Here is a 16,722-nt window from a genome sequence, read left to right as displayed (position 1 = left end):
GTCACCATTGCAGGCTATCTATGCAAAGGTGTGAGTCTGCTAGTGTTCAAAAGCAAGGCAAGACTAAAGGTCAGAATGAAGACTGGATAGGAAGATAGTATTGCAAGATAGGAATGGATAATAAGAGTGACAGAGCCTGATTACAGACAAGGGCTAACGATGCAGCCCTCAATCTTTGTTTATCCTGGCTAAAGAAGACTAACGATTAACAATGTGGCGGCCACACTGCAGTCGGTTTTCTTTGCTCATCAACAGCGACAAAGGTAAATACGCCACGAATAGCGTGATCCCTTAGATCTTGATACATGTCTTCAACGAAAATGTTCACTTCAACTTTAATTGAGGTATTACCCACATGAATAACTCTGGCAATAATCTCAGCTAATGAACCCGCAGGAATAGGCTTATTAAAATCAATTCTATCCGAACTCACAGTAACCAAGGTCTTACGGCAAAAACGGGTCGCTGCAATGAAAGCGGTTTCATCCATCCAAGCTAATGCTTCGCCACCAAAAAGCGTGTTGTGATGATTGGTGATAGAAGGGAATACGGCCTTGATAACGCGAGCCTCTGATTGTTCGATTCGAAGAGCGACCTCTTCAGGAAACTTTGCGGGAGTTTGAGTTAACGGCATACGGCAACCTATGGTTATGCATTAATGAGGCGATATTATAGCCGTTTTTGTAATTTTATAACAGGTTGAACACATAGGAAGATGAAACAAATAAGCACTTTTAGACTAAGCTTTTATCTCTGTTTGGTATTAAAAAAGTGTAGAAGAATTTTGAGTAAGAAGAAGGAACCTCTAGCTAGTTATCGACAGCCTCTCAATGTACTGAGAGGTTTCGCTGCATTTTATGTGGTTTTTTATCATTTACGATACTTTTCTACATACGATTGGTTTGGTGAAGTTCCTTTTATTCAATTTGGATATATTGGTGTGGATTTTTTTTTCATACTAAGTGGGTTAATTATTTCACATGTATATCTTAAGCGAAGTGTTAATGAAGAGCGTGGTTTTTGGCTAAAGTTTATCTGGTATCGGATCGCCAGATTATTCCCTATCCATTTTTTTATAATGCTCTTAATGCTCATTGTGACATTACTTCTACCTGCTTTTGATGCTAATAGGCAAGCTATAACTCATTCTGCATTTGTTGATTGGATAACATTAACGTTGTTATTACGGCAATGGTTATTACCTGAAGGTTATGCTTGGAATACCCCTGCTTGGTCTGTTAGTGCAGAGTTTTTTGCCTATCTAATTATCTTCCCTTTCATAGTGCGTTTTAGTGCCAAAAATGTAACAGCTAAAACTGGATGCGTGTTGATGGCTATAGGAAGTGGGTTGATAGGAATGTTAATCGTGTCAGCAGGAACGACAAATGCTACCTCTTTTGCTGGTCCCTTAGTTCGTGTTTCTGGAGGTTTTTTTATTGGGAGTGGACTTTATTACATTATCTCTAGTATCCAAGCTGAAAGAAACTGGGATCGATTTTTAGGCTATAGCATTCTCTTAACTATAATTTCCTTTATATTAGCCCCACACCTTCAAACTGAAGGAGTTAGAGCGGATATTTTACTTATCTTTAGTTTTATTCTATTAATTGCATCAGCATATCAAGCTAAAGGGATTCTATCGCGTTTTATGTCTCGCCCAAGGCTTTTTTGGTTTGGGGAAATTTCATTTAGTCTTTATTTATGTCATATACCAGTAATGATGCTTTGTAAATTTGTAGCAGAATATTTTCAATTTGATAGAGGTCTTAATTTTAGTTTTATTTGTTTAGTCTTAGCTATTTGTAGTGCACATATTCTTTATAAATTTGTAGAAATACCATGTCGCAATAGAATGAGGTTCATATATCAAAAATAACTCTATTTAGCTGGCCATTCAAAATTTTTAGTTGTTGGAATTATGTAATAAAAAAACGTACCGACTCAATGAGAGGGTACGTTTTCGTTTACAACGCTAGCGTGTTACTTTTGCTTTAGCAATTCGATTCTCGCACGCGATGCTTTGGCTAAGTCGCTGAGCAATGCCAGAGAGTCATCCCAGTGAATACACGCATCGGTAATACTCTTGCCGTAAATCAGCTCTTCACCAGCAACAACTTTTTGGTTGCCTTCTTCGATAAAGCTTTCAGCCATAATACCTGCAATGGCTGTAGAGCCTTGCGCCATCTGTTGCATAATCGATTCAGCGACATTGAGCTGCTCTTTATGCATTTTACGGCTATTTCCATGGCTAAAATCGATAACCATACGTTGGGTCACACCGACGCTATCAAGCTGTGCCGCTGCTTTTTGAATGTCATCGCTGTGATAATTAGGCTCTTTACCGCCACGTAAAATAATGTGGCCAAATGGGTTACCGTGAGTGCGATAAACGGCCATAGCACCATCTTTATCCGGTGAATAGAAGATATGTGGAGCTTGCGCTGCGCGAACGGCATCAACTGCAATATCGATATTACCGTCAGTGCCGTTTTTAAAGCCTACCGGACACGAAAGTGCTGAGGCCATTTCACGGTGAATTTGGCTTTCAGTGGTGCGTGCGCCAATGGCGCCCCAGGTGATCAGATCCGCAATATACTGGCCATTTACCATATCTAAAAACTCAGTTGCGATAGGTAACTTAAGTTCAGTGATCTGCTGTAGAAGGTGACGTGCTTTACGTAGGCCTTTATTAGGGCTAAAGCTGCCATCTAAGTCTGGATCTGAAATAAGGCCTTTCCAGCCAACGGTTGTACGCGGCTTCTCAAAGTAAACACGCATTAAGATGCATAAGTCGTCTTTATATTGCTGGTGCAATTTAGCTAAGCGCTGAGCGTAATCGAGTGCTGCTTCAGTGTCATGGATTGAACATGGACCAATAATCACAAGTAAGCGTTGATCATCACCATTAATAATGGCTTCAACTTCGTGGCGCTGCTGGACTAAATAGTCAGCGGCATCTTGTGTTAAAGGATATTCAGAAGCGAGTTGTGCAGGTGAAATTACCTTACATAAAAGGGAGGTGCGTAGTTCGTCTGTTTTAATGGTCATTCACAATACCGAGCGTTCGTATGGGCTTTCGCCTGATTACCTCGGATTATAACTAATAGTTTGGCTGTGCACAGTGGCAATTGCCTTAAAAATGAAGCTAATTTTCACTCAATCGATAATTATTTGATATAAATTAAAGGCTTTCATTTTAAAAAGCCTTTAATTTCAGCGCTAATGCCTTGCACTAGATTTAGAACATGTGACGCTCTAAGCCTGTTGCTTCAATGATCTTAGTGGCAATTTCTTCGACAGAATGATTGGTTGTATTAACGTAAGGGATCCGTTCACGTTTATACATCATTTCTACCTCTTTAACTTCCATTCGGCATTGACGTAATGACGAGTAACGGCTGTTTGACATACGACTTTGACGGATCTCATGCAATCTTTCAGGATCGATGGTCAAACCAAATAGCTTACCTTTATTACGTTTTAATGCGTCGGGTAGCTTTAGATTATCCATGTCATCTTCAGTAAACGGATAGTTCGCTGCCTTTATACCAAACTGCATAGAAAGATATAGGCTTGATGGCGTTTTACCGCAGCGCGATACACCTAATAAAATGAGGTCGGCTTTATCCATATGTTTCATGGTTTGGCCGTCATCATTTTCCATGGCGTAGTTAATGGCATCAATACGCGCTTCATAACTGTCATTCGTTTTACCGTGAGTACGATGCAAAGCTGGCGTAGCAGCAATACCTAGTTGTTTCTCTAATGGCGCCACAAAAGTGTTCAAAAAGTCATAATCTAAGCCTTCGCTGCTATAGATAACATCACGGATCTCAGCTTTTACGATGGAGTGGAAAACAAGAGGCCGTTCACCTGTTGTAATAAAACAATCATTTATTTGAGCCTTAACAGCTTCTGCTTTGGCTTCTGTTTCAACGAAAGGGATTGTAAGTGCATCAAATTCCAAAGGAAATTGTGAAAGCACTGCATGGCCGAATACCTCAGCTGTGATCGCAGTCCCATCTGAGATATAAAATACTTTACGCAACATTTTGACCTCTTGTAGTAATAAAATTACAAATAAAATTATACATTTACGCTTCTTGTCATGGAGTGTAAGATGCTGTTGCTCTCGTGTGAAGAGCCACACTAAAATATACTTGCGGAGATAAGAACTGTGCAGCAATACGTACTCTGGTATCAAGAATTAGGCATGGGTGACGTCAACAAGGTAGGCGGTAAAAACGCTTCTCTTGGAGAGATGATTAGCAATCTATCAAATGCAGGCGTTCAAGTGCCTGGTGGATTTGCGACAACATCTTTTGCGTTCAATGAATTTCTTGAACAAAGCGGACTTAACCAGAAGATATACGAAATTCTAGAATCTCTAGATGTAGATGACGTGAACGCACTCGCTACAGCCGGTGCACAGATCAGACAGTGGGTTATCGACACCCCGTTCCACCCAGAATTTGAGCAAGCGGTACGTGAGTCTTACGACAAGCTTAGCTCTGAAACAACGGACGCATCATTTGCAGTTCGCTCTTCAGCAACCGCGGAAGATATGCCGGATGCATCATTTGCTGGCCAACAAGAAACTTTCCTTAACGTTAAGGGTTACGCAGCCGTTTTAGAAGCAACTAAGCATGTATTTGCTTCTTTGTTTAATGACCGCGCAATTTCATACCGTGTTCACCAAGGTTATGACCACAAAGGCGTCGCACTGTCAGCTGGTATTCAGCGTATGGTGCGTTCAGACAAAGCGGCTTCAGGTGTTATGTTCACCATGGACACTGAGTCTGGCAACAATGATGTAGTCTTTATTACTTCATCATTTGGTCTAGGTGAAATGGTTGTTCAAGGTGCGGTTAACCCTGACGAATTTTATGTTCATAAGCCAACATTAGTTGCAGGTCATAAAGCGGTAGTACGCCGTAACATCGGTAGTAAGCTAATCCAGATGGTGTATTCAGATGATGAATCCCATGGTAAGCAAGTTAAGATTGAAGATATCGCCGCTGACCAACGCCGTGAATTCTCAATCAACGATGCAGAAGTACAAGAGCTTGCTAAGCAGGCGATGACAATCGAGAAGCATTACGGTCGTCCAATGGACATCGAATGGGCTAAAGATGGTAACGACGGTAAGTTGTATATCGTACAGGCTCGTCCAGAAACTGTTCGTTCTCGTGAAGATGTACAGCTAATTGAACGTTACCACCTTAAGACTCAAGGTGACGTTGTTTGTGAAGGTCGTGCCATTGGCCACAAAATTGGTAAAGGTGTCGCTAAGGTACTTAAGTCAATCGACGACATGGATCAAATTCAGCCTGGTGACGTGCTTGTTACCGACATGACAGATCCTGACTGGGAACCTATCATGAAGCGCGCAAGCGCGATTGTTACTAACCGTGGTGGCCGTACTTGTCACGCTGCGATTATCGCACGTGAGCTTGGCGTTCCTGCTGTTGTTGGTTGTGGTGACGTGACTGAGCGTATCAAAAATGGTCAAGAAATTACCGTTTCGTGTGCTGAAGGTGACACTGGCTTTATCTACAATGGTTTACAAGACTTTGAAGTGATTTCATCACGCGTAGATTCAATGCCTGATCTACCAATGAAAATTATGATGAACGTGGGTAACCCAGACCGAGCATTTGACTTTGCTCGCTTGCCTAACGAAGGTGTTGGTCTTGCGCGTCTTGAGTTCATCATTAACCGCATGATTGGTATTCACCCTAAAGCATTGCTTGAGTTCAACGACCAAACTGCTGAGCTTCAACAAGAGATCCACGAGATGATCGCGGGTTATGAGTCTCCAGTTGAATACTACGTAGCACGATTAGTTGAAGGTATTGCTACGATTGCTTCAGCTTTCCATCCAAAGAAAGTGATTGTTCGTATGTCTGACTTTAAGTCAAACGAATACGCAAACTTGGTTGGTGGTGACCGATACGAGCCAGAAGAAGAGAACCCAATGTTGGGCTTCCGCGGCGCAAGCCGTTATATCTCTGAGTCGTTCCGCGATTGTTTTGCACTAGAGTGTGAAGCCATTAAGCGTGTTCGTAACGAGATGGGCCTTAAAAACGTTGAAATCATGATCCCATTCGTTCGCACAGTGAGCGAAGCTGCACAGGTGATTGAGCTTCTTAAAGAGCAAGGTCTAGAACGTGGTGTTGATGGTTTACGCGTTATCATGATGTGTGAGCTGCCTTCAAACGCACTGCTTGCTGAACAGTTCCTTGAGCACTTCGATGGTTTCTCTATCGGCTCAAACGATTTGACTCAGCTAACCCTTGGTCTTGACCGTGATTCAGGCATCATCAGCCATCTGTTCGATGAGCGTAATGATGCAGTTAAAGCCTTGCTTGCTTTGGCAATTAAAGCGGCTAAAGACAAAGGCGCTTATATTGGCATTTGTGGTCAAGGCCCATCAGATCATGCTGACTTCGCGGCTTGGTTGGTTGAGCAAGGCATCGATACTGTTTCGTTAAACCCTGATACGGTTATCGATACTTGGTTATATCTAGCTGAAGCCCACGGTTAAAATTATCCGTGTAAGTTTATTGCTAAAATGAAGTGTTAAATCTGCGTGATTTAATAATTTGTTAAAAAGATGAAAAAAGCCGCTATTTAGCGGCTTTTTTTTGTTTATAATGAGCCCATAATCTTAAGAATAATAATTGACAGAAGCCGCCATGTTACCCAAGTTATCGCATCAACAAACGCTTGAACCCATTTATCTTTCTTTTTTAACGGTATTAGAAGAGGGGGCTTTTTCAGGCGATATTGATACCCGTTATAGTGCGCGTCTAGCGCAAGCGACCGACAACTCGGTTTACCAATTTCTGCCTCAGGCAGTTATTTACCCTAAGACAGCCCAAGATGTTCAGATAGCACTAAAATTGGCGAACCAAGATGAGTTTGCCAAAGTGGTCTTTAGTGCAAGAGGCGGGGGAACGGGCACTAATGGCCAATCGCTGACTCACGGCATTATCATTGATATGTCGCGTTACATGAACCAAGTGCTCGAGGTTAATGCCGCTGAAGGTTGGGTCAAAGTGCAAGCGGGCGTGGTAAAAGATGCACTTAATGATGCGCTGCGCCCTCATGGGTTTTTCTTTAGCCCGGATTTATCAACATCAAACCGTGCCACTTTAGGTGGGATGATCAATACCGATGCATCGGGTGCTGGCTCGCTGGTTTACGGTAAAACCTCCGATCATGTCCTTGGATTGACCAGTATCTTGTTTGACGGTAGCGAGCTTAATACCCACCCGCTAAGTTCGGCACAATTGGCTGACGTTGGCTCCGTAACTGACAACGTTTTGGGGCAGCAGCTAATCACGACCATTGCCGATATGTGTAAAGGAGAACGTGAGCATATTGAGCAGCGCTTTCCTAAATTAAACCGTTTTTTGACCGGATATGATCTTAAAAATGTGTGGGATGACAAATTAGAGCATTTTGACCTATCCCGCATTTTAACTGGCTCAGAGGGCACCTTAGCGGTTATTACTGAAGCTAAGCTAAATATTACGCCTTTGCCAACATGCCGCATGATGGTCAATATCAAATATGACTCGTTTGAGTCAGCACTGCGTCATGCTCCAGATTTAGTTAAAGCGAATGCCACCGTCGTTGAAACCGTCGATTCAAAAGTGCTCAACCTTGCCAAAGAAGATATTATTTGGCATTCAGTATCGTCACTTATTGAAGATGTACCCGGTAAAGAGATTGATGGCCTGAATATGGTTGAGTTCGCAGGCGAACAAGACGATGTTGAAGCAAGACTGGCCAAGCTAGAAGCCATATTGAACTCACAAATAGAGAATGATGAAGCCGGGCTATTGGGCTATCAAGTCACAAATGATAAAGCCAGTATCAACACTATCTACGCGATGCGTAAAAAAGCAGTGGGACTATTAGGCGCGGCAAAAGGTACGCGTAAACCTATTGCTTTTGCTGAAGACACCGCAGTGCCGCCTGAAAAACTTGCTGATTTTATTCTTGAATTTAGAGCATTGCTCGATAGTCATCAGTTGCAATACGGAATGTTCGGTCATGTGGATGCCGGTGTGTTGCATGTGCGCCCAGCGCTTGATATGTGCGATGTGCAAGATGAGAGGTTGCTTAAAATCATTTCAGATCAAGTTGCAGAGTTAACGCTTAAGTATGGTGGCTTGATGTGGGGGGAGCACGGTAAAGGTGTGCGCGGTGAATATGGCCCCGCGGTATTTGGTGAACACCTCTACGGCTTGTTAGAAGAGGTCAAAGGCTTATTTGACCCTGAAAATAAACTTAATCCGGGTAAGCTGGTGGCGCCTAAAAATGGCGGCCCAATGTTGTATAACGTCGATAGCGTGAAGCGTGGTGCCTTTGATAGACAAATACCGATTAAAACCCGCGAAGCATTTCCGGATGTGATGAACTGTAATGGCAATGGCCTGTGTTTTAATTACAGTGTTTATTCACCTATGTGTCCATCATTTAAGGTCACAGGTGACAGAGTGCAATCGCCAAAAGGCCGCGCAGGTTTAATGCGCGAATGGTTACGCCTATTACAAGCGGAAGGCGTGGATGTTAATGAGCTGGCCCGCGCTAAGCCGTTAGGCTGGTTGCAACGTGCTCAAAATACCTTAAAAATTGATAAAGAATACGACTACTCTCATGAAGTGATGGAGTCACTTAAGGGCTGTCTGGCTTGTAAGGCGTGCTCCAGCCAGTGCCCTGTAAAAGTTGACGTGCCAAAATTTAGAGCACAGTTTTTTGAGATATATTACCAGCGTTATTTGCGACCAGTAAAAGACTACCTTGTGGCAGGGATAGAAGATTCACTGCCTATGATGGCGACAGCCCCCAGATTAGTTAATGCAGTTTCTCAAAATAGCCTAAGTAAATGGGTCATTAAGAAGTCACTTGGTTATGTCGATGCACCAGCATTGTCGGTACCAACGCTAAAGCAGCGCCTAGAAGGGCACGCCTGTCGGGGTTATGACTTAGCAGCGCTACAACAGATCCCTGACAGCGAGCGCAGCCAATATGTGCTGGTGGTACAAGACCCTTTCAATAGTTTTTATGAAGTTGCAACGGTTTACCACTTTATTCAGCTAATTGAAAAGTTAGGTAAGAAGCCCGTTTTATTGCCATTTAAACCTAATGGTAAGCCTATTCACATTAAAGGTTTCTTAGATAAATTTGCTCGTACAGCCAAATCAACAGCTGACTTTTTAAATGAAGTGGCAAAACTGGATATGCCGATGGTAGGCATCGATCCAGCTTTAGTGCTTTGTTATCGCGACGAGTATGCAGAGGTACTTGGTGGCGCTAGAGGTAAGTTCCACGTTAAATTGGCCAATGAATGGTTACTAGAAATACTTGAAGGTCAGCCCACTCGTGAGTGGAGCCAAGATGATATTAGCGAACGCGAGTTTACTTGGTTTAGTCATTGTACTGAATCAACGGCTAAACCGAATACAGCTAACGAATGGCAGGGGATTTTTGAGCACTTTGGCGCAACGCTGAATACGGTTAATCTTGGCTGCTGTGGCATGGCTGGCACCTATGGCCATGAAGCAGAAAACCTAGACCGTTCAAAAGCGCTTTACAGTATGTCGTGGGAACAGGCTTTATCACAGCTGCCACAATCTCAAGTGTTGATCTCTGGCTATTCCTGCCGCAGCCAAGTCAAACGTTTTAGCGGCTTTAGGCCAAAACACCCGCTTGAGGCTTTACTGCATTTGCTTTAATTAGCCCGCAGTAAAAAACTAGCCACTGGCTAGTTTTTTACTTTTAGGGCCTGTTACAGGAAAGTCAAATGTGAACCTGTTTTAGGTTTATAAAGGGTGATGGATACACAGTAAAAAAAAAGAGGTACAGATGACTGCAAAAGATATTCATTCAACAGACACTACAGATGCAATCTCGTCGTTAACGCAAGGGGTATTATGTGCAGAAGAAGCGATATTCGACATCATTGAAAATGGTGAATGGTTTTATCGAGGTGAAATACTACCTGTTAAGTTTTGTAAGCTGTTTGCCACTATTTTAAATCGCATCGATGGTGAGTACTTTCTTATTACGCCTGTTGAAACATTGCGAGTAACCGTTGCTGAACAAGCGTTAATCATTGTTGACTATCAGCCTAAAAGTGAAGCGGGATTCAGGCTTAAAACGAGTATTAATAGCGAACATAATATCGAAAGTTTTGAGCAGTTTGTTGTTGGTGAGGATAGCATTACCTTAACACTTGAACGAGGTATTGAAGCAAGGCTAAATCGAGCTTGTTATTATCGCTTTATCGATGCGTTTATTGCCTAATGACGGTGATATTGACCCCGCTGATTTATCTTCATTCAACATAATGATTTATAAGCTGTTTGAATGAATGTGAGCAATAAGTGCTCATGAAGGCTAGTTTCTTTTAGTGTAAGTGATAAGATTAAATGAAGCCTATAGAGTCGTGGAGGTACTGATTGAATCGATTTGAGAGTCTGGGATATTTGGTGTCTCATTTGAATGTTGAGCTACAAAATTTATTAGATCAACGCCTTAGACGATACCAGTTAGATATTAAACTATGGCCAGTGTTGTTTTCATTATGGCAGGAGGAGGGCGTGACTCAAACCACGCTCTCTAAGCGTTGTGATGTTGCCAATTACACTATGACTCGGCTACTCGATCAATTACAACAGCAAGGTTTAATCACTCGGCATCAAGATGCTGAAAATCGCCGCGCCTTTCAAATATACCTCACCGATAGCGGTAAAGCGCTAGAGCAAGATTTAATCAGAGAAGCTGAAAGAGTCAATGAGGCGTTCTTAGATAACTTAGCGCAAGAAGAGCGACAAACTTTCTTAAAGCTGTTGAATAAAATCAATCGCTACTAGGTTGGTATCGCTGTAGGCTTTAGACAGTAACTCAATTTGGTTAACTTTTATTCTATCTCTGTTTGTTTAGTTGTTGCCTGTTTAGCGGTTGCTTGTTTGGTTCTTGCTGGTTTAGTTCGGTTTATTGAATTTTACCCTCCCGCCTTAAATCATCTTTTTTCATTTAGCTCCTATTGGCTTAAATCGTGTTACTCGCTAATCGCTATGACTATAATGAAGTCAATCGTCTAAGGAGTTTATATGAAATCGCTAATTATCACGCTATGCGCTGCATCATTATTCAGTGGCTGCTCAGCAAACGTCAATAAGCCAACACCTCAATCAAGTACACAGCCTCAAGCATCAACAACCGAATGTGCGGGCACTTTTATTAAAGCAATTAATTTGGCTAGTGGCTCAACGCTTGTTGTAACAGAGGGGCGCTTAGAGCCTCGCTCAATAGGTAGTGCGAGCGTTAAACTCTATCGAGATCTTTACGTGGGTGATTTTGTAGGTGCTGTAAGCTTTGTGCGTGATGGCACCATATTAAAAGCTGTTTTGATTGAAAATGGCACAGATAAACAAAAATTGTCGATAACAACAGTGACAGCAGGAAGTGGTAACTATCAAAACACTCAGTTGGTTTGTATTACAGGTGACAGCATTTCGTTATGCTAAATGTGGTGACATTATAGTTTTTAAGGGGTTAGCTATGTCGCGAGTACTGTTGCGTTAGTACTATTGCATTAGTACTGTAGCGTCAGTATTGCAGAGCTCGTGAGGCAGGATTCGGATGATTAGACTGAGACATTTTAATGAAAGGTTTAGCTAAGAGCCTTTAATTAAGAACGCTTAACTTAAAGTGAGAAGAAATACGATGACCATACCGATAGCTAATATTCCCTGCTGAGTGAGTTGGCGGCTTCGATAGAGCTCTGTTTTCCCTTGTCTTAGGATGGTGACTAAGTGGTTTTGCTTATAAATCTGGCAGACCAGTTGCTCTGTCTTTGGATCAAGAAACAAGTGCAGTTTAGCCGGTTTTCCGTCATTCAGTACTAGGCTATGTTCACTCTGTTGGCCGAAATTGAGTTTACTTGAGACGCGCTTACCATTGATGTACATCTGCTCTAAACCAGACCAGTTACTGGCTTGTAACTCGATATTATCTTGGTTAAGTGCATATTTAAATGTCACCATCGCCTCGAACCTTTGTTATTGCAGGGGTCTTAATTCAAGCAGAGGTTCGCTATCTTTGCCAGTTCGAAATAGGCGTTATCAGTTTACAGTGCGCTATGTATTTGTTGCGACGAGTAATATCAATCACAAAAATATATATGAACGATAGACGAGTAAACGGGAGGCATAAAAATACCCAGCCAATTTGACTGGGTATTATTTTGCTAAGTATGAAACTATTAACAGGCTTACTTGGCAGCGTTAATTATGGCTCTTGCCATTTCGTCTGCTACATCCCCAGTGGTGCGGTTTTGCTCATCAGACTGCGCGAAAATGGTCAGTAAAGTGTTGTAGATCTCTTCTACCTTTGCAGTAGCTGCAGCTGCGTCGTAATCCTTTTCGAAAGAGACATTGATAATGCCACCAGCATTAATTACATAATCTGGTGCGTATAAAATGCCTAAATCTTTCAACATTTCACCGTGGCGAACTTCTGCTAGCTGGTTGTTAGCACAACCAGCAACAATGGTGGCTTTTAGCATAGGGATAGTGATGTCGTTAATCGTGGCACCTAACGCGCAAGGGGCGTAAATATCCACATCTTGATGATAGATATCTTGTGGCGCCACAACCGTTGCACCAAATTCAGTGGCGACTTTGTCTAACGATTCTTTATGAATATCGGTAACAATCAGCTCAGCGCCTTCAGCGTGCAGGTGACGACAAAGGTAATAGCCAACATGTCCAACGCCTTGTACTGAGATCTTTAAGCCTTTTAGGCTGTCTAAGCCACGCTGGTGCTTAACTGCAGCTTTAATACCTAAAAAGGTTCCTAAAGCCGTAAATGGAGATGGATCGCCACTTTTGCCTTCTAGGCCAGCCATATATGGCGTTTCTTGGTGCGCGATCATAATGTCGGCAGTTGATACACCAACATCCTCAGCTGAAAAGTATTTACCACCTAGAGTATGTATACAGCGGCCGAAAGCTCTGAATAGGGCTTCTCTATCCTGTACTTTTGGGTCAGCGATAATGACAGATTTACCTCCACCCATCGCTAAACCTGCCATCGCATTCTTATAGGTCATGCCGCGCGATAAGCGCAGTACGTCAGTGATGGCTTCGTCATCAGACTCATAGTTCCACATTCTGCAGCCACCAACGGCAGGTCCAAGATTCGTATTGTGGATGGCGATAATGGCTTTTAAGCCGCTTTCTTTATCATGACAAAAAACGACCTGTTCATGGTCGTCGAAAGAGATGTGATTAAAAACTGCCACTTGTTGATCTCCGCTGTGAGCATCGAATGACCGCCGCTGTGTGATTACAGGGTAGCCTACTTGTTATATTTATTGCAGAACGATAGCATTTAGGGATACTCTCAACAAAGTAAAGATTAGGATTATTTGTGATCTATCTGGCAATTTTGCTTTCCACCTTACGTTAACGTAAAGTATTAGCTTGATTAAAGCCTAACAGCTGTGCATGTTTTACTGTTCAGAGAAAGGGTAGAGATAAAAAATAACAATAAGAAAGGAAGTGTAAATGGCTGAACAAGCAGTAGACCAAGAACAACTAAGACAAGAATGGATTAGAACTCAGTTTCAAAAGGCGAATAAGTTTTTGGCTGAAAAGGGCATCATGCCTAATAAAGTTCACCCTGAAGAAAGCCGCTACTTAGCGCCTTATGTTGCTATTTGGAAAATCGATTCTAAAAAGCCGAATAAGAAAACATTTTGGGTGATGTCTGGTGATTTACCGTCTGATTATGTCGATATTAGTGTTGCCGCTACAGCACGTGATGCAGTTCGTCATTTTTCAATGATGTGGCAGATGCAGGCTGAAAATATTCAACGCTCGGGACTCACCAAAGATCCTGCTCAGGCAAAATTTGCCCAGCTGTTAATTTCTCGCGCAGAAAGCTTATATAAGATGCAAGCGGATGACAGCATCTGGGGCCCGAGCACTTAATTAGTTCGTCGCTCTTAAATAAAAAAGGCATCATTTTGATGCCTTTTTTATGCTTGTATTTTATCACGCCATTTAGTGAATCAAGTTTACTCACCGAAATACAAATAGCCTCGGTTCAGTAGCTCTAATAACAATATCTGCGTTGCAGGAGTCTGTATTAGCGCTGTGGCTTGTTCATTACTAAAGTAAAAAGATTCAGATAATAGTGTTACGTCAGCTTCAATCTCTTGCGGGTATTCAAATATTTCACCGTTAGCAAAAAATCGAGAGACAGTATCATTCTCTAACCTAAGCAGTTTCAATCCGCCTATGCGATAGAGAAGGGCACCTTGTTCGATATAATCATGAATATCTTCCGCGCTGTAGGCCTCTTCTGGTTCACAAATATCCAGTTCGAAACGATTTTGGCTAAGCATTTTACCTAATATAACCTGGTAACAAGTTGGGTCAGATGCGAGCTCGGTTACCAATGCCATCATACCTTGCTGGTGGGCTGTGCTAATTTCACTGGCGGTTTGTGGTTCATTACTCGATGTGAATCTTTTAAGCCCAAGGTTATTATCGATGAGAGCATCGGCGACTTCACTCAATAACTCTTGTTGGCTCGGGGCTCTAAAGCCGATTGAATAGCTCATTGCTAACGTCAATGTTTGACCTTGATGAGGGTAGCCAGGCGGGATATAGAGTAGATCGCCTTTTTCCAATACCACATCGATAATGGGCTCGAAGCCTTCGATTAATGGGGTGGTTGGATCATTATTTTTAGCCGCGTATTGGCCTTTATCACCTACAGTCCAGTGACGCTGGCCTTCGCCTTGAATAATAAATACATCATAGTTATCGATATGAGCGCCAACACCGCCACCAGGAGTGGCAAAAGACACCATTAAGTCATCAAAGCGCCAGTCAGGAATAAAACGAAATGCATTGATGAACTCGCTTGAATCTGGATGCCAATGGTTTAATGCCTGTACGAGTAGTTGCCAATTTTTTTCGCCAAATTGGTCGTAGTCTTCAAAGGGGCCATCAAGGATCTGCCAATCATTCTCTTTGGTAACAACGACTCGTGAAGCGACGGCTTCATCACAAGCAAGACCAGCAAGTTCATCTGGGCTAATGATATCTTCAAAGTTTGGAAAAGCATTTTTGATCAGAAGTGGTTTTTTTTGCCAATATTGGCTTAAAAATTTGCTGGTATCAAAGTTAAGACTAAACATAATCTGGGCGCTGCTCGCAATAGATGAAAAGTGGATAAAATAAAGGCGTTAAGCCTAAGCTTAACGCCTTATTAAAACCTTTAATAGTCAGTGGCTATCTAAAGGATTAAGTGAGCTATTAGTTTAACTCGTCAACAAAAGTTTCAGCACGGCCAATATAGTTAGCAGGTGTCATCTTCTTCAGTTCAACTTTCACTGTATCTGGAAGCTCAAGGCCATCGATAAATACGGCAAGCTGCTCACCGTCGATGCGCTTACCGCGAGTCAACTCTTTGAGCTTTTCGTATGGCTTTTCGATACCGTAACGACGCATAACCGTTTGCACAGGCTCAGCTAGCACTTCCCAGTTACCATCAAGCTCTTTGCGAAGCTGCTCTTCGTTAACTTGTAGCTTGCTAATCCCTTTCAATGTCGCTTGATAAGCGATTAGAGAGTGAGCTATACCAACACCTAAGTTACGTAGCACTGTTGAGTCAGTAAGGTCACGCTGCCAGCGAGATACGGGTAGCTTTGCCGCAAGGTGTTGCATCAAGGCGTTAGCAATACCTAAGTTACCTTCAGAGTTTTCAAAGTCGATTGGGTTAACTTTATGTGGCATGGTTGAAGAACCAATCTCACCGGCAATGGTCTTTTGCTTAAAGTGACCGAGTGCGATGTAACCCCAAATATCACGATCGAAATCGATCAAAATTGTGTTGAAACGTGCTAACGCATCAAACAGTTCTGCGATGTAATCGTGGGGCTCGATTTGAGTCGTGTATGGGTTCCAGTTAATGCCAAGGCTTGTCACGAAACGCTGTGACAGTGCATGCCAATCAACTTCTGGATAAGCAGAGATGTGAGCGTTGTAGTTACCTACCGCGCCGTTTAGCTTACCCATGATCTCAACGTTTGACACTTGAGTTAGCTGACGCTCTAGACGTACAGCAACGTTAGCCATCTCTTTACCAAGCGTTGAAGGAGACGCTGGTTGACCATGTGTACGAGACATCAATGGAACCGTTTTGTGCTCTTTTGCTAATGCTTTAATTGCATCAATAATTTTCTGGCAATATGGCACAACCACTTGCTCACGTGCTTCAGTCAACATTAAAGCGTGTGATAGGTTGTTAATGTCTTCAGAAGTACAAGCAAAGTGTACAAATTCGTCGATAGCAACAAGCTCTGCGTTATCAGCAATACGTTCTTTAATGAAGTACTCTACCGCTTTTACGTCATGGTTTGTTGTTGCTTCAATATCTTTTACGCGCTGAGCATCTGCTTCGCTAAAGTTATCTTTAATTTGATCAAGTAAAGCCAATGCTGCTTCACTAAAAGGTGGAACTTCTTCAATTTCTGGACAGCTAGAAAGCAGCTTTAGCCAGTTAATTTCGACTTGAACACGGTATTTGGTCAGGCCGTACTCGCTGAAAATCCCTCTTAATGAGGCGGTTTTACTACCATAACGACCGTCTACCGGAGAGATAGCAGTTAGTGCGGAAAGTTCCATT

General features: G+C 42.5%; 14 protein-coding genes. 7 read left to right on the top strand and 7 right to left on the bottom strand.

The features are described from left to right. Positions 1-205 precede the first annotated feature (205 nt). The gene (locus ACVBIO_RS11895) at positions 206-634 is read right to left on the bottom strand and encodes an acyl-CoA thioesterase (RefSeq protein ID WP_447160005.1); all 429 of its coding nucleotides are present in this window, start codon (positions 632-634) and stop codon (positions 206-208) included. A 150-nt stretch (positions 635-784) separates the two neighbouring features. Between ACVBIO_RS11895 and ACVBIO_RS11890 the strand changes: the two genes are divergently transcribed. Next, positions 785-1,876, top strand: a complete 1,092-nt coding sequence (locus tag ACVBIO_RS11890) for an acyltransferase family protein (RefSeq protein WP_447172692.1) — start codon at positions 785-787, stop codon at positions 1,874-1,876. 104 nt (positions 1,877-1,980) lie between these two features. On the opposite strand, the gene ACVBIO_RS11885 is transcribed toward ACVBIO_RS11890, so the two are convergent. Both ACVBIO_RS11885 and ppsR read right to left on the bottom strand, forming a co-directional pair. Next, positions 1,981-3,048 carry a 3-deoxy-7-phosphoheptulonate synthase gene (locus ACVBIO_RS11885; protein WP_447164212.1) on the bottom strand — a complete coding sequence of 356 codons (1,068 nt, stop codon included), beginning with the start codon at positions 3,046-3,048 and terminating at the stop codon, positions 1,981-1,983. Positions 3,049-3,238: 190 nt separating this feature from the next. After that, positions 3,239-4,051 carry a posphoenolpyruvate synthetase regulatory kinase/phosphorylase PpsR gene (ppsR, locus tag ACVBIO_RS11880; RefSeq protein WP_447160002.1) on the bottom strand — a complete coding sequence of 271 codons (813 nt, stop codon included), beginning with the start codon at positions 4,049-4,051 and terminating at the stop codon, positions 3,239-3,241. Between the two features lie 126 nt (positions 4,052-4,177). Here ppsR and ppsA point away from each other — a divergent pair, with 126 nt between their 5' ends. The 5 genes from ppsA to ACVBIO_RS11855 all read left to right on the top strand — a co-directional run bounded on the left by ppsA (position 4,178) and on the right by ACVBIO_RS11855 (position 11,546). After that, complete coding sequence (gene ppsA / locus ACVBIO_RS11875; RefSeq protein ID WP_447164213.1) at positions 4,178-6,547, top strand: phosphoenolpyruvate synthase; 2,370 nt, start codon at positions 4,178-4,180, stop codon at positions 6,545-6,547. 151 nt (positions 6,548-6,698) lie between these two features. Beyond that, positions 6,699-9,749, top strand: a complete 3,051-nt coding sequence (gene ydiJ / locus ACVBIO_RS11870; protein ID WP_447172698.1) for a D-2-hydroxyglutarate dehydrogenase YdiJ — start codon at positions 6,699-6,701, stop codon at positions 9,747-9,749. Positions 9,750-9,879: 130 nt separating this feature from the next. After that, positions 9,880-10,320 carry a DUF1285 domain-containing protein gene (locus ACVBIO_RS11865; protein WP_447160000.1) on the top strand — a complete coding sequence of 147 codons (441 nt, stop codon included), beginning with the start codon at positions 9,880-9,882 and terminating at the stop codon, positions 10,318-10,320. 155 nt (positions 10,321-10,475) lie between these two features. Continuing rightward, a complete protein-coding gene (locus ACVBIO_RS11860) occupies positions 10,476-10,889 on the top strand; it encodes a MarR family winged helix-turn-helix transcriptional regulator (RefSeq protein WP_447159999.1) in 414 nt (137 codons plus the stop codon). 240 nt (positions 10,890-11,129) lie between these two features. Next, complete coding sequence (locus tag ACVBIO_RS11855; RefSeq protein WP_447159998.1) at positions 11,130-11,546, top strand: PliI family lysozyme inhibitor of I-type lysozyme; 417 nt, start codon at positions 11,130-11,132, stop codon at positions 11,544-11,546. Between the two features lie 174 nt (positions 11,547-11,720). On the opposite strand, the gene ACVBIO_RS11850 is transcribed toward ACVBIO_RS11855, so the two are convergent. Both ACVBIO_RS11850 and ACVBIO_RS11845 read right to left on the bottom strand, forming a co-directional pair. Continuing rightward, positions 11,721-12,065, bottom strand: coding sequence for a hypothetical protein (locus tag ACVBIO_RS11850; protein ID WP_447159997.1), 345 nt, complete (start codon positions 12,063-12,065; stop codon positions 11,721-11,723). Positions 12,066-12,292: 227 nt separating this feature from the next. Further along, positions 12,293-13,324, bottom strand: a complete 1,032-nt coding sequence (locus ACVBIO_RS11845; RefSeq protein ID WP_447159996.1) for a Glu/Leu/Phe/Val dehydrogenase dimerization domain-containing protein — start codon at positions 13,322-13,324, stop codon at positions 12,293-12,295. 265 nt (positions 13,325-13,589) lie between these two features. On the opposite strand from ACVBIO_RS11845, the gene ACVBIO_RS11840 reads away from it, so the two are divergent. After that, positions 13,590-14,015: a DUF4826 family protein gene (locus ACVBIO_RS11840; protein WP_447172691.1), complete on the top strand. Its 426-nt coding sequence runs from the start codon at positions 13,590-13,592 to the stop codon at positions 14,013-14,015. An 86-nt stretch (positions 14,016-14,101) separates the two neighbouring features. Here the strand turns inward: ACVBIO_RS11840 and ACVBIO_RS11835 are convergent, their stop codons facing one another. Together ACVBIO_RS11835 and purB are read right to left on the bottom strand one after the other, a co-directional pair. Next, positions 14,102-15,232, bottom strand: a complete 1,131-nt coding sequence (locus tag ACVBIO_RS11835; RefSeq protein WP_447172690.1) for a ribosomal protein uL16 3-hydroxylase — start codon at positions 15,230-15,232, stop codon at positions 14,102-14,104. A gap of 118 nt (positions 15,233-15,350) precedes the next feature. Beyond that, positions 15,351-16,721 carry an adenylosuccinate lyase gene (gene purB / locus ACVBIO_RS11830; protein ID WP_447159993.1) on the bottom strand — a complete coding sequence of 457 codons (1,371 nt, stop codon included), beginning with the start codon at positions 16,719-16,721 and terminating at the stop codon, positions 15,351-15,353. Between the last annotated feature and the right edge of the window lies 1 nt (position 16,722).

Source organism: Shewanella sp. 0m-8, from assembly GCF_052977265.1.
This window is presented reverse-complemented; position numbering and strand designations above follow the sequence as displayed.

Excerpts from the sequence above, each read along its gene's own strand:
- ACVBIO_RS11895 (WP_447160005.1), bottom strand. The coding sequence starts at position 634 with ATGCCGTTAACTCAAACTCCCGCAAAGTTTCCTGAAGAGGTCGCTCTT.
- ACVBIO_RS11885 (WP_447164212.1), bottom strand. The coding sequence starts at position 3,048 with ATGACCATTAAAACAGACGAACTACGCACCTCCCTTTTATGTAAGGTA.
- ppsR (WP_447160002.1), bottom strand. The coding sequence starts at position 4,051 with ATGTTGCGTAAAGTATTTTATATCTCAGATGGGACTGCGATCACAGCT.
- ydiJ (WP_447172698.1), top strand. The coding sequence starts at position 6,699 with ATGTTACCCAAGTTATCGCATCAACAAACGCTTGAACCCATTTATCTT.
- ACVBIO_RS11865 (WP_447160000.1), top strand. The coding sequence starts at position 9,880 with ATGACTGCAAAAGATATTCATTCAACAGACACTACAGATGCAATCTCG.
- ACVBIO_RS11855 (WP_447159998.1), top strand. The coding sequence starts at position 11,130 with ATGAAATCGCTAATTATCACGCTATGCGCTGCATCATTATTCAGTGGC.
- ACVBIO_RS11850 (WP_447159997.1), bottom strand. The coding sequence starts at position 12,065 with ATGGTGACATTTAAATATGCACTTAACCAAGATAATATCGAGTTACAA.
- ACVBIO_RS11840 (WP_447172691.1), top strand. The coding sequence starts at position 13,590 with ATGGCTGAACAAGCAGTAGACCAAGAACAACTAAGACAAGAATGGATT.
- ACVBIO_RS11835 (WP_447172690.1), bottom strand. The coding sequence starts at position 15,232 with ATGTTTAGTCTTAACTTTGATACCAGCAAATTTTTAAGCCAATATTGG.
- purB (WP_447159993.1), bottom strand. The coding sequence starts at position 16,721 with ATGGAACTTTCCGCACTAACTGCTATCTCTCCGGTAGACGGTCGTTAT.